General features: G+C 51.4%; 27 protein-coding genes. All 27 read left to right on the top strand.

What is annotated here, in order from left to right:
* Positions 1–183 precede the first annotated feature (183 nt).
* Positions 184–735, top strand: a complete 552-nt coding sequence (locus tag H5U02_00775; GenBank protein ID MBC7340987.1) for a GerMN domain-containing protein — start codon at positions 184–186, stop codon at positions 733–735.
* Positions 736–815: 80 nt separating this feature from the next.
* Complete coding sequence (locus H5U02_00770) at positions 816–1,682, top strand: glutamate racemase (GenBank protein ID MBC7340986.1); 867 nt, start codon at positions 816–818, stop codon at positions 1,680–1,682.
* On the top strand, positions 1,651–2,445 hold the full coding sequence (rph, locus tag H5U02_00765) for a ribonuclease PH (protein MBC7340985.1): 795 nt from the start codon (positions 1,651–1,653) through the stop codon (positions 2,443–2,445). The genes H5U02_00770 and rph overlap by 32 nt, the downstream gene beginning before the upstream one ends.
* Entirely contained in the window at positions 2,420–3,031 is a 612-nt protein-coding gene (locus H5U02_00760; GenBank protein MBC7340984.1) for an XTP/dITP diphosphatase, read from the top strand. Before rph ends, H5U02_00760 begins: the two co-directional genes overlap by 26 nt.
* 586 nt (positions 3,032–3,617) lie before the next feature.
* Positions 3,618–4,256 carry a cobalamin B12-binding domain-containing protein gene (locus tag H5U02_00755; GenBank protein MBC7340983.1) on the top strand — a complete coding sequence of 213 codons (639 nt, stop codon included), beginning with the start codon at positions 3,618–3,620 and terminating at the stop codon, positions 4,254–4,256.
* Complete coding sequence (locus H5U02_00750; protein MBC7340982.1) at positions 4,253–5,245, top strand: uroporphyrinogen decarboxylase; 993 nt, start codon at positions 4,253–4,255, stop codon at positions 5,243–5,245. The genes H5U02_00755 and H5U02_00750 overlap by 4 nt, the downstream gene beginning before the upstream one ends.
* Before the next feature lie 12 nt (positions 5,246–5,257).
* On the top strand, positions 5,258–6,616 hold the full coding sequence (locus tag H5U02_00745) for a GAF domain-containing protein (protein ID MBC7340981.1): 1,359 nt from the start codon (positions 5,258–5,260) through the stop codon (positions 6,614–6,616).
* Between the two features lie 16 nt (positions 6,617–6,632).
* Positions 6,633–8,027 (top strand): sigma-54-dependent Fis family transcriptional regulator, encoded by a 1,395-nt coding sequence (locus H5U02_00740; protein ID MBC7340980.1) that lies wholly within the window; start codon positions 6,633–6,635, stop codon positions 8,025–8,027.
* Positions 8,028–8,734: 707 nt separating this feature from the next.
* Positions 8,735–9,766 (top strand): DUF1646 family protein, encoded by a 1,032-nt coding sequence (locus tag H5U02_00735; protein ID MBC7340979.1) that lies wholly within the window; start codon positions 8,735–8,737, stop codon positions 9,764–9,766.
* Between the two features lie 607 nt (positions 9,767–10,373).
* Positions 10,374–10,916: a Na+/H+ antiporter subunit E gene (locus H5U02_00730; protein ID MBC7340978.1), complete on the top strand. Its 543-nt coding sequence runs from the start codon at positions 10,374–10,376 to the stop codon at positions 10,914–10,916.
* Positions 10,913–11,176, top strand: a complete 264-nt coding sequence (locus H5U02_00725; GenBank protein ID MBC7340977.1) for a cation:proton antiporter — start codon at positions 10,913–10,915, stop codon at positions 11,174–11,176. The genes H5U02_00730 and H5U02_00725 overlap by 4 nt, the downstream gene beginning before the upstream one ends.
* Positions 11,173–11,508 (top strand): monovalent cation/H(+) antiporter subunit G, encoded by a 336-nt coding sequence (locus H5U02_00720; GenBank protein ID MBC7340976.1) that lies wholly within the window; start codon positions 11,173–11,175, stop codon positions 11,506–11,508. The genes H5U02_00725 and H5U02_00720 overlap by 4 nt, the downstream gene beginning before the upstream one ends.
* Complete coding sequence (locus H5U02_00715; protein MBC7340975.1) at positions 11,508–11,795, top strand: DUF4040 domain-containing protein; 288 nt, start codon at positions 11,508–11,510, stop codon at positions 11,793–11,795. The genes H5U02_00720 and H5U02_00715 overlap by 1 nt, the downstream gene beginning before the upstream one ends.
* Positions 11,788–12,648 carry a hypothetical protein gene (locus H5U02_00710; GenBank protein MBC7340974.1) on the top strand — a complete coding sequence of 287 codons (861 nt, stop codon included), beginning with the start codon at positions 11,788–11,790 and terminating at the stop codon, positions 12,646–12,648. The genes H5U02_00715 and H5U02_00710 overlap by 8 nt, the downstream gene beginning before the upstream one ends.
* A complete protein-coding gene (locus tag H5U02_00705) occupies positions 12,642–13,013 on the top strand; it encodes an NADH-quinone oxidoreductase subunit K (protein ID MBC7340973.1) in 372 nt (123 codons plus the stop codon). Before H5U02_00710 ends, H5U02_00705 begins: the two co-directional genes overlap by 7 nt.
* Position 13,014: 1 nt before the next feature.
* The gene (locus tag H5U02_00700; GenBank protein ID MBC7340972.1) at positions 13,015–14,862 is read left to right on the top strand and encodes a hypothetical protein; all 1,848 of its coding nucleotides are present in this window, start codon (positions 13,015–13,017) and stop codon (positions 14,860–14,862) included.
* Between the two features lies 1 nt (position 14,863).
* Positions 14,864–15,328, top strand: coding sequence for an NADH-quinone oxidoreductase subunit NuoB (gene nuoB / locus H5U02_00695; protein MBC7340971.1), 465 nt, complete (start codon positions 14,864–14,866; stop codon positions 15,326–15,328).
* A 50-nt stretch (positions 15,329–15,378) separates the two neighbouring features.
* Positions 15,379–17,136 carry an NADH-quinone oxidoreductase subunit C gene (locus H5U02_00690; GenBank protein ID MBC7340970.1) on the top strand — a complete coding sequence of 586 codons (1,758 nt, stop codon included), beginning with the start codon at positions 15,379–15,381 and terminating at the stop codon, positions 17,134–17,136.
* Positions 17,137–17,138: 2 nt separating this feature from the next.
* On the top strand, positions 17,139–18,080 hold the full coding sequence (locus tag H5U02_00685; GenBank protein ID MBC7340969.1) for an NADH-quinone oxidoreductase subunit H: 942 nt from the start codon (positions 17,139–17,141) through the stop codon (positions 18,078–18,080).
* Positions 18,081–18,095: 15 nt separating this feature from the next.
* Positions 18,096–19,967 carry an FAD-dependent oxidoreductase gene (locus H5U02_00680; protein ID MBC7340968.1) on the top strand — a complete coding sequence of 624 codons (1,872 nt, stop codon included), beginning with the start codon at positions 18,096–18,098 and terminating at the stop codon, positions 19,965–19,967.
* Between the two features lie 7 nt (positions 19,968–19,974).
* Complete coding sequence (locus H5U02_00675; GenBank protein ID MBC7340967.1) at positions 19,975–20,412, top strand: CGGC domain-containing protein; 438 nt, start codon at positions 19,975–19,977, stop codon at positions 20,410–20,412.
* On the top strand, positions 20,412–20,948 hold the full coding sequence (hycI, locus tag H5U02_00670) for a hydrogenase maturation peptidase HycI (protein MBC7340966.1): 537 nt from the start codon (positions 20,412–20,414) through the stop codon (positions 20,946–20,948). The genes H5U02_00675 and hycI overlap by 1 nt, the downstream gene beginning before the upstream one ends.
* Complete coding sequence (locus H5U02_00665; protein ID MBC7340965.1) at positions 20,932–21,285, top strand: hydrogenase maturation nickel metallochaperone HypA; 354 nt, start codon at positions 20,932–20,934, stop codon at positions 21,283–21,285. Before hycI ends, H5U02_00665 begins: the two co-directional genes overlap by 17 nt.
* Positions 21,286–21,339: 54 nt before the next feature.
* Positions 21,340–21,999: a hydrogenase nickel incorporation protein HypB gene (gene hypB / locus H5U02_00660; protein ID MBC7340964.1), complete on the top strand. Its 660-nt coding sequence runs from the start codon at positions 21,340–21,342 to the stop codon at positions 21,997–21,999.
* On the top strand, positions 21,960–24,260 hold the full coding sequence (gene hypF, locus H5U02_00655) for a carbamoyltransferase HypF (GenBank protein ID MBC7340963.1): 2,301 nt from the start codon (positions 21,960–21,962) through the stop codon (positions 24,258–24,260). The genes hypB and hypF overlap by 40 nt, the downstream gene beginning before the upstream one ends.
* Positions 24,251–24,478 carry a HypC/HybG/HupF family hydrogenase formation chaperone gene (locus H5U02_00650; GenBank protein ID MBC7340962.1) on the top strand — a complete coding sequence of 76 codons (228 nt, stop codon included), beginning with the start codon at positions 24,251–24,253 and terminating at the stop codon, positions 24,476–24,478. The genes hypF and H5U02_00650 overlap by 10 nt, the downstream gene beginning before the upstream one ends.
* On the top strand, positions 24,456–24,763 hold a 308-nt coding region (locus H5U02_00645; protein MBC7340961.1), incomplete at its 3' end, for a hydrogenase formation protein HypD. The genes H5U02_00650 and H5U02_00645, both read left to right, overlap by 23 nt.

The raw sequence follows: 24,763 nt of genomic DNA, 5'->3' as shown, positions 1-24,763 counted from the left end.
TCCACCTTCCTTTCCTTAGCCCTCGGTAAGACCAGATTTAGTCATAAGCTTGAGGGCTTGACTATATAAATTTAACAAAAGTAGGAAAGGGAGGAAGAACCTATGAGTTTTGGCCGACTGAGAGGAAACAAATGGTTATCGTGGGTATTGTTGGGCGCGCTGGCCACAGGGTTAGTAACAGGCATGGGCGGGTGCGGGGAGCGCTTAAGAGAGATCCAGCAACAAATCCAAGGCCAGCCGGAATCTAATTCTTCCACTGCCCCGCCTCCAGCTCTGCCGGCTCCGGAACCAGGGGCACCAGCTCCCAGCCAAGAGACGCAGACGGTGGTGCTGTACTTCAGCGATGCCCAGGGGAAAGGATTGGTCAAGGAAGAGCGCTCCATCCCCAAGGTGGAAGGGATTGCCCGAGCCACCATCGAAGAGCTGATTAAGGGGCCGGCACCGGGATCGGCGCTGATACCGACCATTCCCCAGGGTACCCAGCTAAAAGATATCAATGTGCGCAAGGATGGGCTGTGCATCGTTGATTTCTCGGAGGAGTTGGTGAAAAACCACAAAGGCGGTTCCACTGGCGAGGCCTTAACGGTTTATTCCATCGTCAATACTTTGGCCCAGTTTCCTACTGTCAAGCAAGTCAAGATCCTGGTGGATGGGAAGGAGATCCAGAGCCTGGCCGGCCATTTGGACGTTTCCGAGGCCTTGGCGCCTGACCACTCGTTGGTGATTGGCCAATAGTTTCTAGTTTGACACTGCCGATTGTGGTTGTTACAATGATGAAGCAAATTGCCGGGAGGCGAGAAAAGAGGGGTAGAGCGTTGCTAAAGTGCCGGCCTATAGGGGTCTTTGACTCCGGCGTAGGGGGCCTTACAGTAGTTGAACAGCTCTGGAAGCACCTGCCATATGAGTCCATCGTCTATTTCGGCGATACTGCCCACGTACCTTACGGTTCGCGGGAGGTCGCCGAATTAATTAGTTTGGCCGATTCCATCACTGCTTTTCTAGTGGAAAAAGGGTGCAAAGTTATTATTGATGCTTGCAATACTACATCTTCGGTAGCCCTGGATAGCCTAAAGCGAAAGTACCAAATTCCTGTGGTAGGGGTAGTCGAGCCCGGGGCCCAGGCGGCGGTGCGGGCCAGCCGAGGGGGAAAAATTGGAGTTATTGCCACCGAGGCTACGGTTAAGAGCGAGGCCTATCTCCGGGCCCTTAAGCGGGAGAATCCCAAAGCGGAGGTATGGATGGAGGCCTGCCCGCTCCTGGTGCCGCTGATCGAAGCCGGGGAAACCCATTCATTGAGGGCTCGGGAGGCGGTATATCGCTACTTGCAGCCTTTGTTGAGACAAGGTATTGATACCCTGGTGTACGGTTGCACTCATTACCCGTACCTACGCGACTTGGTGTCCGAGATAGCGGGGGTGGGGGTAGAGCTGGTTGATCCCGCCGAAGCTACGGTGCTGGAAGTGAAAGCCCTGCTGGCCAAAAACCAAGCCTTGGCCGATGCTTCATGCTGCTGCCGGCAGGAATTTTATGTCAGCGGGAGCCCGGAGGCTTTCTATCGCACCGCGACCCAGCTGGTGGGCGAGGGCCGGCTAGGGCCGGTGACTCGGGCCGATATTTTTGGCCCCGAACTGGAAGTGGGGGGTATGGCCCTTGCAAAGGTTGGAGGGGCGCAAAGCCAATGAGCTCCGTCAGGTGAGGATAATCCGCCCCTATCTCAAGTACCCTGAGGGCTCGGTGCTGATGGAGATGGGAGATACCCGGGTGATCTGTACTGCCAGCATTGAGGACAAGGTACCCACCTTTTTAAAGGGTCAGAACAAGGGATGGATCACGGCCGAATACGGGTTGCTTCCCCGTTCGACTCAGGTGCGGTCGGTCCGGGAGGCAGCTAAGGGCCACCCCGGAGGCCGAACTTATGAGATTCAACGGCTAATTGGGCGCTCCTTGCGTTCGGTGGTGGATTTATCGGCCCTAAAAGAGCGAACTATTTGGATTGATTGCGACGTCATCCAAGCCGATGGCGGTACCAGGACCGCAGCCATTACTGGGAGCTTTATGGCTCTGGTCGACGCCCTTAAGCCCTTGGCGGACCAAGAGGGGTGGCCGAACTTGCCGGTTACCGACTACGTAGCGGCGGTGAGCGTTGGCAAGATTGGGGACGAGATCCTCCTCGACCTTAACTATCATGAAGACTCTCAGGCCCAAGTAGATATGAACGTGGTCATGACCGGTCGAGGCCAGCTGGTTGAAATCCAGGGCACAGCCGAGGGCAGCCCCTTTAGCAAAGAAGAGATGGATGCCATGCTGGCCCTTGCCTGGCAAGGTATTGAACAATTGATAGCCTACCAGCGCCAATGCCTGGGGGAAGTGGCCGAGCTGGTGGGGAAGTGGATTCCCCAGGCAGACGGAGAGCCCAGCCATGGAGATAGTGATAGCCAGCCATAATCGAGGCAAGATCCGCGAATACCAAGAGCTGTTCCAGGCCGCAGGCATTAGCGGCCTGGAACTCTTGTGCCTGGCTGACTTTCCCGGGGTGGGTGAGCCGAAGGAGTCGGGCGCCACTTTTAAAGCCAATGCCCAGCTCAAAGCTGACTTTGCCCTGCGCGCCACCGGTAAGCTCTCCCTAGCCGATGACTCGGGCCTGGAAGTGGATTATCTAGGAGGTGCTCCTGGGGTACATTCGGCCCGTTTTGCCGGCGAACCCAAGGACGATGCCCGCAACAACCAGAAGCTATTGGCGCTGCTTCGTGGGGTGCCCAAACCCCGGCGCCGGGCCCGCTTCCGTTGCGTCATCTGCATTGCCCTCCCCTCGGGGGAAAAGCGCTGGTTTGAAGGTTGTTGCGAAGGTTACATTGGCTTTTCTCCCCGCGGTCACCACGGCTTTGGCTATGACCCCCTATTTGTGGTCCCCAGGTACCGGGCCACCATGGCTGAGCTGCCGCCGATGGTAAAAAACCGCATTAGCCACCGGGCCCGGGCCTTTCAATCCGCCGCTGGGTATTTACGTAAAAAAGTTATATCCGGCACTTGACCCCTGGCCATAGGAAAGAAAACGTGAGCCTTGATCAGTATATGGTCTATGCTTTGGCGAAGAGCGTTGGGAGTAACTCTGACAAAGTCCTTACATTACATGGACGTAAGCGTGGTCCTTGTTGTTGCGCTGCGCAGTTCGGATGTACATGCCTACTCTATTCGCTACTGCCACGCATATTCCTGATACCCGGCCGTATATGGTGTGCCTACGCCTTCTCTCGTTTTCCCTAATCCAAATCCCCGAAAACCGCGCCATTGCAAGATCCACGCTTCCCCATGTGCCTCAAAACTGTCGAACTCGGGAGGAACATACTTCCTGTCTGGCGAATTAAAAGCATGACTAGTAGACCTGCGGGCATCCGTCTTATGTCGATAATGGGCGGCATTTTATCTGCCTGCAAGGCTCGGTTATTCCTATCTCGTGCTAAGAAACCTGGATAGCAGGCGTTAGAAAATTTAGTTATCAGATTTAGAGGCTCCAGGAAAAGGCTTTGGGTGACCTGGCTTCAGGTGCTTGATACCAAGCCTAGGTACAGCAAGGTGCTATATTTTTTGGCTTAATTTTCTTTTTAGGAGATGGAGCCATGGTGGATGCTAACAAACTGGCTACAGTTATTATGGAAGGCCGCAGTGCAGAAGCGGCAGAGATCGCTCTCCAACTGTTGCGAGCCGGTCTCCCGGTAGAGGCTGTGATAGAACTGGGGTTGACCCATGCCTTGCGTTCCCTGGACATAAAATGTACCAACGATGAATTTAACCTGCTGGAAATCTTGTTGGCCGGCCGGGCCGTAATGAGCGTCATGAACGTTTTACAAGCTCACGGTCATTTAAATATGAAGCAGGTGCTGCAAGACACCATAGTCTTAGGCACCATCCAGGGCGATATCCACGACTTAGGCAAAAACATAGTAAAAATAATCTTTACCGCAGCAGGCTTTCGGGTAATAGACCTGGGAACAGACGTACCGCCCCAGACCTTCGTTACTGTAGCCCAGCAGGAACAGGCAAGCTGGATTGGCGTTTCCACCCTCATTTCCACTACATTTCATACCGTACGGGAAATCAAGCCCTTCGCCCAAAAAGTCGGTCTTGAGGGAATAAAAGTAATTGCTGGGGGCGCAGCTGTACAGCAGTGCTGCCCCGAAGATCTCAACGTGGATTTGATAGCCAGAGACGTCTTTACTGCGCTGAGGCTTTGTACCGCGAAGGGGGTTAAACCGTGAATTCCTACACGAGGATAATGCGAGCTATTGAGCTAAAGCCAGAAACAATACCAGCAGCGCCGCAGGTGCTAGCCTGGGCAGCAAGAATAGCCGGAGTTCCAGTCCGCCGTTATGTGACAGAAGCTGAGGCTATGGCAGAGAGCCTCCTTACCAGCTACAGGCGTTTCAAATACGATTTACTCCTGGTAGGGGCCGATAATTCGGTGGAGGCTGAGGCCCTGGGAGCCATCCTGGAATATCCTGAAGATGATTATCCCTATGTAATCGGCCGGCTAGGTTTTAACGACCTGGCTTCCTTGCGATTGCCTGAACCTACAAAGGCGGGGCGAATGCCAGTCATTCTTAAGGCCTGTGCCTTGTTGCGCCGGCAGGTGAAAAACCAGGTACCAGTGGTGGGCAAAGTGACAGGACCTATGACAATAGCCGGTCAATTACTGGGTCTGGAACAGCTCTTATACCTGATAATTGACGCTCCAGCGAGATTCCAGGAAATCCTGGCCTTCACGGCCCGGGTGAGCACCCTGCAGGGCCAGGCTCTTTTAGCCGCAGGAGCCCATGGTCTGGTACTTCTAGAACCAGCTGGCTCACTCGCCGTTTTGCCCGCGGCTGCTTTTCACAGCTATCTTGTTCCCCTCCTGGAGAGTATATTCTCAGCCTATGCGGTTGCGGGGGCTAGTATTCGCTGGTTGCAAATTACCGGTCCGGTAGGAAAAATCCTTCCCTGCCTGGAAGAGATACCTGTAAATTTGGTGGGGCTTGATTACGTCGTTTCGCCTGTCGAGGCCATGCAACTATTACCTGGCATTTGCTTCATAGGTAACGTCAAACCTTACCTTTTTGTATCAGGACCAGAAAAAAAGATTCAGGAAGAAGTTCAGGCCTTAACTCAATTGCCTGGTCAACAACTTATCCTCAGCTCTGGTTGCGAACTACCCCTGGACGCCCGGCCTGAGTATGTAACGGCATTCATGGCAGCCAAAAGACAATAGGGGCGAGGCAAGGTGAATAAGGCTTTTGCCACTGTGCTTAAACTAAATAACCTTTTTGGTTACCTGCCTATGGAAGTGGACCAGATAGCAACCGTGGTGGTAAGGGAAATGAGGCAGCTCTTCCCCACTTACTGTTGTCGATTTTTCTTGCTGGAGGGAGAAACTTTTTCCTTACAAGCTCACCGGTGTTTCCTATCACAGCCTCGCACAAACCTTTGCCAGGAAGCACTGAATTCCAGGCAGTGTCCGGCTCTGCGTGATGGTTTCCCGGTGATAGTTAACCTCTCTAATGGCGCTCAAGACTGTGCTTACCTGATGACAGAGACGGCCATCCAAAAATATCTCTGCCTCCCCGTTAAAGTTGACCAGAAAATTATAGCCGTTCTATCCATAGCCAGTGCCGAACCTGGAGTTTTTACCTTAGAGGACCAGGAGGTAATCCTGGCCATAGCTAACCTTACCGGCCTGGCCATCCAAAGAAGCAGGCTAATTGCCAGGTTACAAAAAGAAAAACAACAACTGGAAGAGGCCAACCGGGAGATAAACCAGTTAAATAAGGCTCTGGTAGAAAGGTACGAGGAACTAAAAAGGTTCGAGCGACTGCTAATCCAGTCAGAAAAAATGGCGGTTGTTGGCCAGCTGGCGGCGGGGCTTGCCCACGAAATCAATAATCCGGCCAGTATTATTCTTGCCCGCCTGGAATGTATGCTGTCAGAATTACAAAACGGGCTACAACCAGAACTTTCTTCCCTGATTACAGACCTGCAGGTAATTGGTAAGCATGCTCGGCGTATAACTACTACCACCCAGAGTCTTCTTTCCTTTGCCCGGCGCCCAACGGAAACCTTCCAACTCGTGGACCTCAATGAGGTAGTGGAAGGGGTGCTCTCTTTGCTAGGTAATCAATTGGAGAAAGCCCAGATCCAGCTGCAGAAGCACCTGGACTGCAAACTGCCCTTTGTATACGGCAATCCGGATCACCTGCAACAGGTCCTGATCAATCTCCTCCAAAATGCCAGGGATGCTATCATACGAGAAGGCATCATTAGGGTTGCGTCCTATTCGTCTGTCCCGGGCTGGGTGAAAATAGAAGTTAGCGACACAGGAGTTGGAATTGCTCCGGAAAACCTAGAGCGGATTTTTGACCCTTTCTTTACCACTAAAGAGGTGGGTAAAGGTACAGGCCTGGGACTCTTCGTGACCCAGGGTATCATTGAAAATCACGGTGGCCGTATTGAGGTTAACAGCCAACCCGGCCAGGGGGCTACGTTTATAATAACCCTGCCGGCTGCCGGGGCCAGAGTTGGACAAGGTCCTTCGAAGCCCGCCGTATCAAGTCCTCATCAACGGGAAATAAAAGATGCTTCCTGAAGGGAGATAGAGATAAATGGCAGGAAAAAGGAAGATCATGGTCATTGATGATGAGGAAGACATGCTAGAAAATTGCCGGCGTTTATTGATGCCCCTTGGATATGAGGTAGTCACTTTCCTAAATGGCGAACAGGCCTTGGCCGTCCTGAGGCAAGAGAAACCAGACGTAGTTTTAACAGACCTGAAAATGCCGCGATTGGATGGGATGGCTATTCTCCGGGCCGCCAAGGATTATGACCCTGATATCATGGTCATATTTTTTACGGCTTATGCCACCATCGAGTCTGCGGTGGAAGCTATAAAAAACGGAGCTTATGATTATATTCCCAAGCCTTTCACAGCAAGTCAGTTACACCTGGTAATAGAACGAGCTCTCCAGCAAAGGAACCTGGTGGAAGAAAACAGGGAGTTGCGGCGCCAATTACAAGAACACCATAGCTTTAACCAATTGATCGGTAAGAGCAAGGCTATGCAGCATGTCATTCGGCTGGCTATAAAAGCAGCCCGCACGGATGCCAACGTTCTTATTGGCGGAGAAAGTGGTACAGGTAAAGAACTACTGGCCAGGGCCATCCATGCTAGTAGTCAGCGGGCCGGAAAGCCTTTCATTCCTGTAGATTGTTCCTCTTTACCTCCAACTTTGCTGGAAAGTGAGCTTTTTGGTTACGAAAAGGGGAGCTTTACAGGAGCTATCCGCACAAAACCAGGCATTTTTGAGCTGGTGCACACTGGTACCCTCTTTTTGGATGAGATCGGCAACCTGGACATTAATTTGCAGGCCAAGCTGCTCCGAGTACTGCAAGAGGGTGAAGTCCGCCGGATTGGTGGGACTCACCTCATCCAGGTAGATTTCCGGCTAATAGCCGCTACCAATGTTGATCTGAATAAGGCTATGCAAGAAAAGACTTTCCGCGAAGATCTCTTTTATCGCCTGAACGTTATTTCCCTGACTTTACCGCCTTTGCGGGAGCGCTTGGAAGACATCCCCTTACTTGCTGTTCATTTTCTTGGCAAGTTTACCCTTATGTATAATAAGCAAGTAAAGGGTATCTCCTCCCAGACCTTGGAGCTATTGCAGAACTACCACTGGCCAGGTAATGTTAGGGAATTGCAAAACGTACTGGAAAGAGCAGTAGCTCTTACGGAAAACGATTTTATCATGCCTGAGGATTTGCCGGAACAATTCCGTTCGTTAGTAAGGGGTACTGGTGATGATGAACAGGCAACCATGGGCGGGAGTTCCTTTGCTGCCGCCAAGAAAAAGTGGATAGCCAATTTTGAACGTCAATACTTGCTGAGGCTCTTGGAACAACACGGTGGCAATATTTCGGAGGCAGCTCGGACGGCGCGAATGGACCGGAAGACCCTCTATCGGTTGCTGGCCAAACATAACCTCAAGCCAGAAAAATAATGAATGGCGAAGCTAATACTTATTTTCCGCATCCATTACCCGGAGGCTGTACGAATACTAGACGTGTGGCTTTGGCAACACATTGCGCTAAAATGTACAAGCTGTGTGTTTAGGTATTCCGGAAAGGGGTGCGGAATGTGAGCTTATATATAATGACCACAAAAACGAACCCCAAGGAATTGAAGCCACGAACCTGTGGCAAACGCCCCCCAGGTTTGCAACTAGCAAGATGAGAGGTAAAAAAATTGATGGCCTGGCGGATGGGGCCTTTATGCCCCATCCGCCAGCTTTCGCGCCTCCATAATCGGGATACTTCGAGGGTTCTTTCCGTATTTCCTACAGGATTATTGGCACTGGCATATATCTGGCATGCATTTTGCGTGTAACGATGATTTTGTGCAAACTTGTTACTTGTAGCTACCATCACACAGAAATGTCTGGTGATGTGTGCCGCTGGGATACTTGTTTAGCCTCGACCTGGGGCAAAGGGGGAGGTGACCAACCGCACGGGGCCGTTCCCTCCGTATAAATTTTTGTGGTATTCAATCCGCGTATAGCAGGTTAAACAACCGCCGATTTAGTTAAATCTACCTATTGCCATCTACATTCTGAAGGAGTATGGGGATAATTTTGTCTCTAAATGGTATTCTCGCAATAGATTTTTGAAGGGGCTTGACATGGCCCTTCCATATCGGGAGGTAGGGTAGTTGTTAATTGGCCTAATAATCATTTTACTGTTGGTGCTTACCTTGCCCTTTTTTATCAAACAGGTAGAACATAACCTTGAACCTTTTCTTTTCTTCATGGGCCTGGCAGCGACCATTGTTTCCGGCGTCTTTAGCAATGGGTTAGTCCTGGAAATTCTAGAGAATCATCTTTTATACATGATTACGGCAGCCGTCCTAATTGCAGGTATCTTATTTAAGTTGCTCCAAGATCGAATTAAAGTAGGCATTGATGCTATTTTGCGGTTTATGCCCCTCAAGGTTTTCATATTTCTGGTAGTTATCCTCCTCGGTTTACTTTCTAGTGTAATTACGGCCATTATTGCTTCCCTGGTCCTGGTAGAGATAGTTAATAACCTCCCTCTAAATCGACGCAACAAGATACGCTTGGACATTCTGGCTTGTTTTGCAGTTGGCTTGGGAGCAGTTTTGACTCCGGTTGGAGAACCCTTAGCAACCATTGTTGTCTCCAAAATGGGTGGCGGCTTCTGGTACTTAATGCGCGAAGTAGGTGAATTCATTATCCCTGGTGTACTGGTAATAGGACTCTTAAGTACGATTTTAGTGGATCGGGGTGGGGTGGTGAAGGCAACCGAGGTTGCTGGAGTGGAGGGAAATGTAGAATCTTATACGGGGGTGCTTGTTCGGGCAGCAAAGGTGTTTGTCTTTGTCCTGGCCCTTGAACTCCTGGGGGCTGGCTTTAAGCCTGTTATTGATACTTACATTATCTGCCTAGATAGCCGGATTTTATATTGGATTAATATGATTTCTGCTATTTTAGATAACGCAACCCTGGCAGCTGCGGAAATTAGCCCCGCAATGACCAGTATCCAGGTAAAAGCCGTTTTAATGGGGCTATTAATAAGTGGCGGTATGTTGATACCAGGGAATATTCCCAATATCATTTCGGCCGGAAAACTGGAGATTTCTAGCAGCGAATGGGCTCGACTGGGGGTACCTTTGGGCCTGGCAATAATGATTGCCTACTATGTAATCCTGTTTGTGATTTTATAAACCATTCCGCTGTAACAGATGGATTATTTTTTCGACAATAAGCCGCCCTACATAGGGTGGCTTTTAGAGCAACTGCTGCTGTTGAAATGTGGTTAAGTTTCGTCCAATCCTTCTGTTCCTGGAACAACACCGTGGCAATATTTCGGAGGCAGCTTGACCAGAAAAACGAAACATGTGGGTTCGAAGCCACAAACCTGTGGCATATTTGCCACAGGTTTGTAATTCCCAAGCAGAGATACAAATAAGGATTGAGGCCTGCCGGATGGGGCATTTATGCCCCATCCGCGGCTTTTTTGTATCTCTTAATAATTGAGTATTCCCAGGACATTCTCCGTATTTCGCCTGGGTTAGTGGCACTGCTATAAATCCGGCACGGATTTTGCGTAAAGAGAGTGTCACAGAAACCTTGTTAATTGTAGCCACAATCACACAGTAAGGCCTTGTGACATGTGCCACTGAGGTATCTGTCTAACTTTGGCCTGAGGTAAAGAAGGAGGTGCAACGCTTATCTAGCATTTCCTGGGGGCAAATTGCCTTGAAGAGGTAAACGCTTAAGCCTGGGTGTGTTGGGAAACCTTCATGTTCCAAGGAAAGGAGGTAATCTTTTTTGTCAACCTCGTCTCCCAAATTTATAAGATTTACTGCTACCGCTGTTTTCCTGTGGCTGATGTGGCTCATCTTTGCTGGAGCGGTTTTACCGGGCGCAAGTATAGCTGTGCTTCTGCCCGAGGTTTACACCGGCGCGGCGGTGGCCTTAGTGATTGCCTTGCTGGCTACAGATTTTTTCTTTACAGGTCGTGTTGCCCCGCTGTTAAACCCGTTACGGTGGGGCAAGGCACTGCTTTTTCTCCTGGCTTACATCTGGGCGGAAATACAATCCCACTTGCAGGTTATTTATTTAATCCTGCACCCGCGTCTTCCCATAAATCCGGCTATTGTTTGTATACCCCTTGAAGCCAAACATGAGGTCAGTCTAACCGGGGTAGCCAACGGGATCACCATGACGCCGGGCACCTTGACAATGGACGTTGACCGCGATCAACGACACCTTTATGTGCACTGGCTGAATGCGTCCACCCTCGTCCCTGAAATGGCTGCCAGCGCGATCCTTGGGCCCTGGGCAAAATTGTGGCAGAAGGTGGTAGAATGAACTTTTTATTAATAATAACTTTAGCACTGGGAGTGGCATCTATCCTTTGCTTGTTCCGGGTGGCAGTGGGGCCTACCCTGGCCGACCGGGTAGTAGGGTTGGATGCCTTTACAGCTTTACTGGCGGCAATCTTAATTATTCTTGGCACTTATTATCAAAAAGATTTCTACCTGGACATAGCTTTTGTCTACGCGCTGCTAGCATTCGTTGGCACCCTGGCCATAGCCAAATACCTTGAAGGAAGGGAGATTGGGTCATGAACCTCCTGGACCTGGCCGGAAAATCCCTCCTTGCCATCGGCGCCTTTTGCGCTTTGGTAGGTGCTCTTGGCCTCATACGCCTTCCTGATGTTTACTGCCGCCTCCATGCCAGTACGGTAGCGGTGGCGGGTGGGGCCGGGCTCTGTCTGATAGGGATTGCCCTTTATCGTTTTGGTAGCCCTTATAGCCTCAAGGCAGTCCTGGTAGTACTATTTTTGTTTTGTACCTCGCCGGTGGGAGCCCATGCCATCAGCCGGGCGGCTCACTATGCCGGGACGAAACCATGGTTGAAGGAACCCAATCGAGATTTACTGCGGGAGGTGGGTAATTGATGAACGGAATCGAGGCTTATATCTTCTACGGGCTTCTCCTTCTTTTCTTGTTGGCCTGCGTTCTGGCAGTACATCAACATGACCTGCTCTATGCCGTCCTGGCTAGCGGGGGCGCTAGTGCTATCCTGGCCCTGGTCTTTTACATGCTCCAGGCTCCTGATGTGGCTATTACCGAAGCGGCAGTGGGGGCGGGTCTGAGCACGGTTCTATATGTCCTAGCCATTAGCCTCACCAAAAGGGAAGAGGAAGCTGAGGGCCTTTCTAAGGTGGTGACGAAAAATGAATAGGCAGGAGCGCGCTGGTGACTTCTTAGGAAGGTGGCTGATGTTGGCGTTAGTGGTTGCTTTAACCATTTTTTTGGTTGCAGCCGCTCTCCAAGCCTTTCCGCCTTTCGGCGATTTTCCCCAGCGCCAGTGGCTGGGATTCCACACTGAAAGCATCGCTACCGATTTTAATGTCCGGGCCGCCAGCGAAAGCGGTAATCGCAATATAGTGGCAGCTGTTATGTGGGATTACCGCGGCTTTGATACCTTGGGAGAAGCCACTGTTTTGTTTACTGCCGTTTGCGCAGCAGCCGCTCTCTTTCGTAACCGGGAAGGCGTTAAAAGCAGCAGGAAGCAAGCGGGTAACTTAGCGGGGGATTCAAAAATGGGCCATGGGATGACTGTAATTGTAAAAGTTGTGGCGAGGATACTGTGTCCCATCGCCCTGCTTTTCGGTGTCTACGTCGTTGCCCATGGGCACCTGACGCCGGGTGGCGGCTTTGCCGGCGGGGTGATCGTAGCCTCAGCGGTGATCATGCTTATCCTGGCTTATGGTATCGATGGATTAAGGAGTAGAATTACGTCCCACCGCCTGGAGGCAATGGATGCTTTCGGCATCTTCCTGCTTGTTGTTGTAGGTATAGCTAGTTTGCTGGCTGGGGTAGGTTTTATGACCAACATTTTCCCCAAAGGTGGCTTCGGTACTCTTTTTAGCGGTGGTGCCGTTCCTCTATATAACCTGGGAACAGGATTGCATGTAGCAGCTGGTCTTCTCACCGTCGTCCTGGCCTTCATTCTGGCCGGAGGTGACCAGGCTTATCGTTCTGCAAGGCAGAAACCGGTAGCACCAGAGGTGGGAAGGGGGTCGGAATGTTAATGTGGCAGAACTTACCGTATGGAGTGGCCATTTTAACTTTTATGCTGGGCATCTATTGCCTGCTGTTCAAGAGAAACCTGATTAAGATCGCCATTGGCCTAAAGATTATGAGCGACGGTTTGCATCTACTCCTGCTGTGTCTGGGTTATCGCGCTGGCGGGAGGGCTCCCATTTTACCAGAGGGCGGAGGGGCGAAGGAAATAGTAACAAACTTGGCCACTTCATTCGTAGACCCCCTCCCCCAGGCCCTGGTTCTTACCGCCATTGTTATCGGCGTTTGCGTATCGGCCGTAGCCTTATCCCTGGCCGTAAAAGCATACCAACGTTTGGGAGTTACGGATACTGTCGGGCTGAGGGGGAAATAAAATGCGGGAACAATTGCCGATCTTACCCATAGTGATTCTTTTTGCGGCGGCTTTCCTTACACCGCTGGTCGGGATGGTAGTGGAGCGATGGAGGTTGCCGCGCCTTCGCGACTGGTTTGCCGTGGCCAGCCTCGGTATCAGTGGAGCAGCTTGCCTTGGCCTGACCCAGATCATCTGGACCCGGGGAGAAGTTGAGTACCGGTTAGGAAGTTGGCCGGCTCCGTGGGGCATCACCCTTAATATCGACGGCTTTAATCTGATTGTGGCGCTTCTGGCGATCGGGGTCAGTTTGCTGGTGGGTATTTATGCCATAGCCGATATGCGACAAAACAGTGGACTAACACGATTTTATACCCTCTATCTTTTACTCACTGTCGGAATAATGGGCCTTACCTTTACCGGTGATATTTTTAACCTTTACGTATTCCTGGAGATCATGAGCGTTGCTGCTTACGGCTTAGTAGCCTTTGAAGAGGAGCGGGCTGAGGCGATAGCTGGTGCCTACAAATACCTGGTGCTTGGATCGGTGGGGACTGGAGCTGTCCTGCTGGGGATTGCTGTTCTTTACGGCTTAGTTGGCACCTTGAATATGAGGGACCTTGCCCTTAAAGTCCAGGCCTTAGGGATCCAGGGGCAGCCGCCCCTGGCCTTGTCTGTGGCTATGGCCGCGTTAATTGCCGGTCTGGGGCTAAAGGCGGGGGTAGTACCGCTGCACTCCTGGAAGCCCGATGCCTACGCTGGCGCAAGCATGCCAGTAGGAGCTGTTCTTGCGGCTGCCTCGACGACTGCCTCTCTTTATGCCCTGGTACGTCTCCTGGTTGTCATTTATATTCCCTGGCTAAATATAGTCCGGCCCATACTACTGGCCTTAGCCGTGCTGACGATGCTCGTTGGCGGCTTTCTAATTCTCCAGCAAAATGATTTGCGGCGCGTTCTGGCTTACTCTTCCATTAGCCAGGTAGGCTATATCCTGCTGGGCTTGGGCTTATGGACACCAATTGGCTCCAGTGGCGCCTTACTTCACCTGATGAACTTCGCTATTATGGAGACCCTGCTGTTCCTGGCAGCGGGAGTCATCATCCGTCAGGCTGGCACCAGTGAGCTGCGCTACCTGGGCGGCTGGGGCCGGCGGTTTCCCACCATTACCATGCTCTTTGGGCTGGGAGCCCTGGCCTCGGCTGGAGTACCGCCTTTAAACGGTTTTGCCAGCAAGTGGTTACTATATCAAGCGGGCATAGAGGCAGGGCAGCCGGTTCTCACGGTGATGGCGGTGCTAGTGAGCGCTCTGACCCTTATAGCCTACGGCAAGGTATTCTCCGGACTATTCCTGGGCCCGGGGGAACCAGAGGGAAGAATATTTAAACCATCGTTGCTGACCATGCTGCCTACATGGGTACTCGCTATACTTTGTATCCTGCTGGGGCTCTGGCCAGCCCAGGCGTTGACTTATTTAAGGTCGGCTTTAGCAGTGTTGGTGGATGCTGTACCTGCGGTTCAAGTCTGGGGCTACTGGGATCCGGTCGTAACCGGCATGCTTTTGCTAGGAATAGCAGTTTTAGCCTCCCTGGTCGTAGCAGTCAGCAGGTCGCTGACACGATCCCAACCCTGCCCGGGAAAGAGCGCCCTTTACCTCAACGGTGTATCCACAGTAGGCGATGGGTGGGGCTGCAGCTACGCCGACCGGGAGCTATACATGGCTGGCCAGCACCTGTACTGGGCTGTTCGCCGCATCTTCGGTCCGGTGCTTGGTGCCCTGGATTTAAGTTTTCTTAAAGGTGGGCTAGGCTGGGTGATTCTAACGGTAGGCGTGCTTATCTTCTTACTGGTACAGACGATAGGAGGGATTTGAAGTGAATTGGGGAGATGTCCGGGCTTTCTTCCAGACCAAGTCGCCCTGGGCCGTTTGGGTTAACGCGTGTTCGTGCGACGGGTGCGATGCGGAGCTGTTACCTCTCTTTACGCCTTATTTGGATGTAGAGCGCTTTGGCATTTTATTAAAAGGCTCGCCCCGCCATGGCGATATCCTCTTTGTCACCGGGCCGGTTAATTATAATATGGCCCCCATTCTCCAGCGGGTGTATGAACAAATGCCGGAACCCAAGGTAGTAGTGGCCTCGGGGTCATGTGCTTGCTCCGGGGGCGCGTTCCGGGATTGCTTTAATATCATTGGAGGGGTAGATAAAGTTATTCCTGTTGATGTTTATGTCCCGGGATGCCCTCACCGGCCGGACGGAGTAATTCATGCCGCGGTGCAGGCGTTGGGCATCCTGGCAGAAAAGTCCCGCCGTTACGGTAAAAAGGTAGCCTGCGTATGACCTGGTAAAGTAGTAAAGCCCTGACTAGAGACAATTGGGGGGAAGATGAGATGGCGAGTCCCAACGAAAAGAATGCCGAAATGCTGGCTCTGGAGCTGAAAAATGTTCTGGGACCCCATTTTTTGGGGTATCGCCTCGATCATGATCGGAAAGTATGCCTACCCTATGAGGCCGCCGCCGGCCGCGCCTGGATAGACGTGGATCAAACCGGCCTGCTGGAAGGCATCAAGTACCTGATGACAAAGCATGACATGGGGTTCCTTACCTTCATTACCGGGGTAGATAATCATAAGGAACTGGAAGTTCTCTACCACATCTCGGAGGGCGATTTCCCCAAACTTTACTGTACCGTTAATTTCCGTTTGAGGGTGCCGTACAGTGAAGCCCGGGTGCCTACCATCACCCACCTGATCCCCGGGGCTTTGTGGTATGAACGCGAGCTGCAGTCTTTCTTCGGGGTCAAGGTAGAAGGTATACCCGATGACCGGCCGATTTATCTGCCGGAAGACTGGCCGGCAGAGGTTTACCCGCTACGAAAGGAATATAGGAACGAAGACCTCACCAGGCTTTACCAGGAGAAAAGGTCATCAGAAGAAGTTATAGGCAAGAAGGTCTATAACCCCCCGGGCCGCCAGGAGGGAGGGCAGAAGGGTCGCTTTATCCTGCCCCTGGGGCCGCAACATATCATTCTAAAAGAGCCGGTGCATTTTCAGTTTGTCATTGACGGGGAAGAAGTGGTGGATGTCGACTTCATTCTGGGTTACAATTTTCGCGGCATGGAAAAGGCTGTTGAAAGCCGTCCCTATCCCAAAGCCCGCTATTTAATCGAGCGAGTATGCGCCATCTGTGATCATTCCGAATCCAGTACTTTTACCTACTGCCTGGAAGAAAGAATGGGGTTGGAAATTCCGCCCCGGGCCCATTACCTGCGGGCGCTACTGATGGAGCTGGAGAGGCTGCAGTCCCATTATCTTTGGTTTGGCATCATTGCCCAGGACATGGGCTTCGATACCGTTTTCCATTATACCTGGCGCGACCGCGAGCGAATTAATGATATCATTGAAGCCATGTGCGGTAACCGCATGCGCAAAGATTACAATACAGAAGGCGGTGTGCGCCGGGATATAAATGCCGACATAGCCCATAAGATTTTGGAGGTAATGGACTACCTTGATGAGCAGACCAAGTACTACGAAAGTATATTCACCAGGGAGCCCACTGCCATCGCGAGATTGAAGGGCGTAGGCATTATCCCCAAAGAAGATGCCCGAAAGCTTTGCATCGTGGGCATGATGGCCAGGGGATCCGGTATTCAATTTGACGTTCGTAAGTCCGATCCTGCCTCGGTCTACCCTCTCCTGGACTGGGATATGGCTGTTTTTGACACCTGTGACAATTTGGCCCGTACCCTGGTGCGGATTTACGAGTGCTACGAATCTACTAAGATTATCCGCCAGATTTTAGCTAACCTGCCGGCCGGGCCCGTTAGGGTTTTGCCCCCGGATACTATCCCCGAGGGGGAATCCCTTATGCGCTGGGAAGCACCGCGGGGCGAGTGCTGCCACTATATGCGGGGTAACGGCACCGAGGTTCTGGAGCGTAACCGTCTTCGCGGCCCCACCGGTGCCAACATCAATGCTTTTAAAACGGCCCTGGTGGGAGACAGTGTGGCCGACATCCCCATTACCATTCGCACCTTTGATCACTGTTACGGATGTGTGGAGCGGGTGACGCTGGTCAGCGCCAAAACTGGTCGCCGTCAGATTTATACCCTGGATGAACTTTATCAGGAAAGGGTGAGGTTGTAGGTATGGCCGAGACTATCTTGCAGGTTGTGGGGTTTCCTGGTCTTCTCTTTTGCTCATTCTTAGGTTTTCTCTATGAAGGTATAGACCGCAGGCTCTATGCCCGGATGCAGCATCGCATGGGGCCCCCTATCTGGCAGGCGTTTTATGATTTCGGGAAACTATTTTTTGTCAAAGAGGATTTGACACCTGCCGCCGCTGTAAGCAGCGTCTTTAACCTGGCCCCTGTCCTGGCAGTAGCTAGCACTACTGTACTGCTCCTGCTCATACCTATGAGTTCGTCACAGGCCGTGCTTGCCTCCACTGGTGATTTGTTGGTAATTCTGGCTTTATTGCTCATTCCCGAGCTGGCCATTGGGATAGGAGGATTATCTTCGAGCAATCCTTACGGAGCTGTAGGCGGTTCCCGCAGTCTAACCCTCTTGCTGGCTTACGAATTCCCTTTGGTCCTAAGCGTACTATCTCCGGTAATAATCGTTGGCTCCCTTGGCCTAACCGAGATAGTCAGTTTCCAAGCCCAGCACGGGTGGTTATTCTTGAAGGCTCCCCTGGCGGCTGTTGCTCTCCTGACGGTTTTACCTGCCATTCTCTACAAGGTACCTTTTGATGCACCTCTGGCTCTCTATGAGATTCATGATGGACCTTTCATTGAGTATTCGGGTCCTAAATTGGCAATGTTTTACCTGGCCAAGCATCTTGAACTGGTAATCGTTACCGGACTGGCGGTATCCCTGTTCTTTGGCGGACCTGAATCCATCCATTTTGGCGCTTTTGTATTGCCTCCCATAGTCAGCTTTTTGCTTAAAACCCTGGCATTATTGGGCCTGGTGAGCTATATCCGGGCTGTTTGCGCCCGCCTGCGTATCGATCAAACCTTGCGTTTTTTCTGGTTTGGCGTAGCTCCCATCGCAGCCCTGGATCTGTTGCGGATAATTATCATGCACTAAGGCGAGGTGAAGAGCATGAGTGTAAAACTGGAAACGTTAAGGCGCCTGGTAGAAAAACCTTTCACCACTCCTTACCCTTTCGTTAAACCGCCTGTACCGGCAGGGTTCAGGGGTAAGCCGGAAATCGTCGTTAATGAGAAGCCAGACCCGGCTCGTCTCGCCTGCCCGGCCCATTTAGATATACGGGGATACGTACGTAAGATAGTAGAGGGAGATTATGAAGGTTCGCTTGAACTCATCCGGCAGAAGGTATGCCTGCCCGCCTCACTTGGTCGTACCTGCAATCACCCCTGTGAGGAAATGTGTAAACGCAATTATGGGGAAGAGGAGCCCGTAGCCGATGCCTGGTTGAAGCGTTTTGTTGCCGACTGGGTCTACCAAAAAAAGAGAGAACGCGGCGAGCCACTGCTAAAAAAGCCGGTACGCACTAAGAACCAGGATCCGCAAAAAAAAGTTGCCGTTGTGGGTGCCGGCCCGTCCGGTCTGCAGGTTGCCTATGATCTGGCCTATCTAGGCTATCCGGTGACAGTTTTTGAGGCCTTGCCGGAACCGGGCGGGATGTTACGCTATGGAGTGCCCCGCTACAAGTTGCCTCTAGACGTCCTCCGGTCAGAAATAGAGGCTATTGCAGCCCTGGGCGTAGAGTTTCGCACCGGTGTACGCATTGGCCGGGATATATCCCTAGCCGACCTCAGGGGTATGGGTTATAAGGCTATCTTTATAGGTATTGGCTCCCATATCAGCCGTAAGTTGCGGGTTCAGGGCGAAGAACTACAAGGGGTATGGGGGGGCATCGATTTTTTGCGGGCCCTTAACCTGGGCGAAAAGATCGACCTTGGCAAAAAAGCCATAGTTGTTGGAGGCGGCAATGTTGCCATTGATGTGGCCCGTTGTGCTATCCGGTTGGGGGCGGAAGTTCAACTGGTATGCCTGGAAAGCCGGGAGGAAATGCCTGCTCACGCCTGGGAAATAACTGAGGCTTGCGAAGAAGGCATGACCATTCTCCATCGCCGGGCGCCGAGAAAAATTTTGGGCAAGAATGGCCGGGTAACGGGGGTCGAATTGATAGGAGTCAAATCGGTGTTTGATAGTGAAGGGCGTTTCAACCCTGTCTTGGATGAGTCTACCCACGAGGTCATCCCCTGCGACAGCGTGCTCATTGCCATTGGCCAGATGGCCGACTTAAGCGTCCTGGGAGAAGAGCGCTCTCAGTTCCGGCTCACGCGCGGCGACACTTTGATAGCTGTAGATCCGGACAGCGGGGCCACCAGTGTTGCTGGAGTTTTTGCCGAGGGAGAGGTAATTCGCGGACCATCAACTATTATAGAATCCCTGGCCGGCGGCCGCCGTGCCTCTCTGGCCATCGACCGCTACTTAAGCGGCAGTAATGAGGGCAATCCCTTTGTTGATGAATATGACTACGGTAGAGATTTAAAGGCCCTGGACATTGCTGCCGAGCGACGTTATATGTTCCTGCGGGAAGAGGCCTGGCAGAAAAAACGAGTGCCCATGCCCATGCTGTCTCCCGAAGAGCGCAAGTCGAATTTTAAAGAGGTTTACCTGGGTTATACCGAAGAGATGGCCCGTAACGAGGCCAGGCGTTGCTTAAGCTGCTACAAATGTGTGGGCTGCGAATTGTGTCTAAAGTATTGCCCGGCTAATGCCATCGAGCTCAAGCTTGACCCGCAAAAGGAAGACGTCTATTGGAATGATACCGCCTGGAAGGCTACGGGCCCCCCTGAGATCAGGCTTCTCCAGTGTGTCATGTGTCAGATGTGCGAGGAGGTCTGCCGTTGTGGCATGTACCATTTAACTTCCGAATATGAATTATGCTTTACGGGTGCGGTGGATCCGGAACAATTAAGGGTGCAGGCCAGGAGCGAGTAATAAAGGGGTGACTATGTTGACGGGAGACATCGCTAAGGTTGCTCTAATGGGTTGCGCCAAGGTAGAGACCACCTGCCCCAGCGTTATCTGTAAGAAGTCATTCCTAAGGGGAGAAGCCCGAGCAAAGCGCTATGGTGATAGCCTTCAGGTCATAGCCAACTTTCAATGTCCCGGTTGTCCGGGTAAAGGGGTAGTTCCTATTGTTCGCAAGCTGATTCGGGAGACGGGTGTTAACGTAGTGCATGTCGCTGCCTGCCTGATTTGGGAGGATTTTTATTCCCGTTGCCCCCATATGGATCGGATCATTGCGGGACTGGAAAAGTTGGGGGTACGGGTAGTGAGAGGCAACCACCAGGAATGCGTGCGCTACTTCCGCTCGAACAACAAGATGTACGAGGTTGTACAGTTTCTGCAACAGTTGGAAGGAGGAGGTCAGAGGGAATAGTGCTAGAAACAACAAAGGAAGCGCAGGTTAGCCTGGAAGCTGCCTTGCGTTGCCGCCTTGCCAAGCGCAGGGTAGTAGCTTTATGCGGCGTGGGTAACGAGATTCGTGGTGATGATGGGGCAGGGGTAGCGGTAATTAACGCCTTAGAAGAAACAGGTTTGGATAGAGGGGATGTAGTCCTAATAAATTGCGGTGACATGCCCGAGAACTTTTTAGGCCGTCTGGTTGAGTTGCAACCAAGTCATATTGTTTTTATCGATGCGGCAGACTTGGGAGCACCGCCAGGTGCCGTGAGCATCATCGAAATAGATGAGGTAGGTGCTTATTGCACTTCTACCCATGGCCTGCCCCTTTCTTTCTTAGCTGCTTATCTCCAAAGGGAAACAAACGCTGATCTATTTATAATCGGCATCCAGCCGGGCAGCTTGGCCTTTGGCGATTCTTTAACAACGGAGGTGGCGGCTACAGTTAAGGCAGTGGGGGAGCTTTTAAGAAAAATCCTCTTTGTGGAGCCTGGGGATGAACTGCATGCATGAGCTGGCATTAATGCAAGGAATCTTAGATGTTGTGACCAAAAACGCTCATAGTTACGGTTTACGCCGGATCACGAAAATAAAGTTAGTTATAGGAAAGCTAAGGGCAGTTGTACCTGACTCCCTGGAATTCTGCTTTACTACACTAAAAGAAGATATCCCCCTCATAGCGCAGGGGGAACTGGAGGTTGAAATAAAGGAAATAGAGGGAAGCTGCCGGCGATGTTCTCACCAGTTTTTAGTGGAGGGTTATCGCTTCCGCTGTCCCCAATGCCAGTGTACCGATATCGCCGTAGTTAGTGGGAGTGAGCTCTATGTTGACTATATTGAGGGTGATTAAGGATGCTTCGGCAACGCGATCCCAATTATTTAGGAAGATAAGGGGTTGAAGTTGTTGCAGATTAAGCTTGTTTCCAGTATTTTGGGGGCTAACGATACTCTGGCTGCTGCCAACCGGGAACTGTTCCGGGAAAAAGGAGTCTTTGTCCTTAATCTAATGAGTTCTCCCGGTTCGGGCAAGACCACCATTTTGGAAAGAACCATTGAACATTTGCAACCTCAACTTAATATTGGAGTCATCGAGGGTGATATTTGTACGGCCAGGGATGCTGAAAGAATTGCCCAAAAAGGTGTACCGGTGGTGCAAATCAATACCAGTGGCGCTTGCCATCTGGATGCCAATATGATTGCTTCTTGCCTCGAGGATTTGAACCTTGATGAATTAGATCTATTGGCGGTAGAAAACGTTGGCAATTTAGTCTGCCCCGCCGAATTTGACATAGGTGAAGATATGAAGGTAATGGTTCTGAGTGTTACTGAAGGTAACGATAAGCCTTGCAAATATCCACTTATGTTTCGGGAGTCAAGGGCTTTGTTAGTTAATAAGATCGACCTGTTGCCCTATACGAATTTTGACATGGATGCCTTGGAGCAAGACGTGCGGGGCATCAACTCCGCTATTCAAATCTTTCCGGTATCTGCCCTGAAAGATGAGGGGGTGGAGGCCTGGTGTCAATGGCTTACTCAGCTCGTCAGGAGGAAGCGGGAAAAATAATTAGTTACCAGGTTAAAATTCAAGGTATTGTCCAAGGAGTAGGATTTCGCCCCTATGTTTTTAACCTGGCGTGTAAATACGGCCTCAAGGGGTGGGTACTCAACTCCGTGTCAGGGGTAACTCTGGAAATTGAAGGAGAAACGGCTGCCGTTGCCTCTTTTTTAAAGGAACTAAAGTATCATCCACCCCGCCTGGCCAGGATTACCGCCATACGATTAACTCCCCAGGATCCCCAGGGATATGCCTCCTTCGAGATAATTAAAAGCGAGTGTCAGGGGGAAAGAGAAGTTCTTATCACGCCGGATGTCGCGATTTGCGAGGATTGCCGGCGGGATATTTTGAACCCGGCAGAACGTCGTTTTCATTATCCCTTTACCAATTGTACGAACTGTGGCCCACGCTTTACCATTATTCGTGATCTTCCTTATGACCGGGAACGAACCTCTATGAGCGCTTTCCCTATGTGCCGGGAATGCGAGCAGGAATATCATGACCCCCGTAACCGCAGGTTTCATGCGCAACCTAACGCTTGTCCTCGATGTGGCCCCCAAATTTTCCTAGTAGATAGAAATGGAAGAGAGGTTGCCGGAAATTGGGCGGAATGTTTTCGCCAGTTTATCCTGGCTGGGAAAATTGTTGCTGTTAAAGGGTTGGGCGGTTTTCACCTGGCCTGTGATGCTCGTAATCCTATGGCTATTGGCGAGTTAAGGCGGCGCAAAAGGCGTCCGGCCAAGCCTTTGGCAATCATGTGCCGTGATTTAGATACAGTCCAGAAATACTGCCGGGTGAGTCCCGAAGAGGCCCGAGTTTTACTTAGCCCGGCAGCCCCCATTGTTGTTCTGGAACGCCAGCCCGGGAGCCCTTTACCTGATAATCTGGCCCCCAACCTTAAAAGCCTTGGCGTCATGTTACCTTATACGCCGTTACACTTGCTACTCTTTGATGGGAAAGTCGAAGCCCTGGTGATGACCAGTGGCAACCCCAGTGGCCAACCCCTTGTTAAGAATAATGAAGAAGCCCTGGTTCAGTTAGGACAGGTGGCGGACTATTTTCTCTGGCATAACCGGGAAATCGAAAATCGTTGTGACGATTCGGTAGTAAAGGTAATGGATGGCGAGTTGCAATTTTGGCGGCGCTCCCGGGGTTATGTCCCCAGCCCCTTAGAAATACCGGCCCCGCCCAGGGAGTTAAGTGTATTGGGTACTGGTGGCGAGATGAAAAATACTTTCTGCCTGGTAAAAGGTAACCGCGCCTTCTTTAGCCAGTACATCGGTGAAACGAGTTCTGAGGAATGTGTTGCCTTTTACCACTCCTCCCTGGCTTCCCTAACCCGACTGGTAAATATTGTGCCCCAGGTTATTGCCTATGATCTGCACCCCAATTACCGCATTTCCCGCCTGGCGCGAGAGCTGCCGGCTGAACAGTTTATACCTGTCCAACACCACCACGCCCACCTGGCCTCTTGCCTGGCTGAGAACGGACTGCAGGAAGAGGTCATCGGTATAATTTGTGATGGCACCGGGTACGGGACGGACGGCTGCATCTGGGGTTTTGAGATACTACGCGGTGATTTTTGCTCCTTTCAGCGTGAGGTCCAATTAGCCTATGTCCCCTTACCAGGGGGAGAAGCAGCCGTTCGCCAGCCCTTTCGTATGGCCTTAGCTTACCTCTACCAATATTTCGGTCACGAAGGCATAGAGCGCTACCGGAATTTTATTCCTTGTTCGGACAAGGAAGTTGCCCTGGTAGGCAAGTTGCTCCAAAGCAAATTTAATTCTCCTTTGACTTCCAGCTGCGGTCGTTTTTTTGATGCGGTAGCAGCTCTGTTGCAGGTCTGCCGGGAAAATTTCTACGAGGGTCAGGCGGCAGTGGAGTTGGCCGAACTTGTGCGTGGAGGGTACAGCGAATCCTATCCCTTTGAAATACGGCAAGGAGTACTTTATCCGGCCGAAGTCCTGGCGGGCATCCTCGAGGATTTAAAAAGGGGTACGGATAAAACCTTGATTGCAACTAAATTTCATAATACTTTAGTGGCGATGGTTTGCCAAGGAGCAACTGAGGTAAGAGCCAAAAATGGCCTTAACAAAGTAGTCTTAAGCGGTGGAACGTGGCAAAATCCTTACCTGCTGGTAATGGCCCGCCGGAAATTAACGGAATTAGGTTTTGACGTTTACTACCACCATCAGGTACCCACCAATGACGGAGGCCTGGCTCTAGGTCAGGCGACAATTGCCTACTGGAGGAGTGCAGCATGTGTCTAGCTGTACCGGCTAAGATATATAAAATTGAAGGTCTGTATGCCTGGGTAGATATAATGGGTAATCGGCGTCGCATCAGCATTGGGGTAACGCCGGAAGTCAAGGTGGGAGATTTTGTTCTCCTCCACGCCGGGTATGCCATAAGTAAGCTTGATATGGAAGAAGCCCTGGAAACTCTAAAATTATGGGAGGAAATCAATGGAGTTACTACAGAGGTTTAAAGACCTAAAACTCGGGCAACGCATTTTAGAGAGGCTCCAGCAAAAGATCTCCAGGCCGCTTAACTTTATGGAGGTATGCGGTACTCATACCGTAGCCATTTCCCGCAGTGGCATAAGGGAGCTTCTCAAGGGGGAACTTCGTCTTAAAAGCGGTCCTGGCTGCCCCGTCTGCGTTACCGATACCGGGGATATCGATAAAATGATTGGCCTGGCCAGGCTACCCGGAGTTATTGTTACTACCTTTGGCGATATGATGCGGGTACCAGGCAGCCGGTCCAGTCTGAT

It is taken from the genome of Clostridia bacterium (assembly GCA_014360065.1).
GTDB lineage: Bacteria > Bacillota > DSM-521 > Neomoorellales > JACIYF01 > JACIYF01.
The sequence above is the reverse complement of the archived record's forward strand: the minus strand, read 5'-3'. Positions and strand labels throughout refer to the sequence as shown.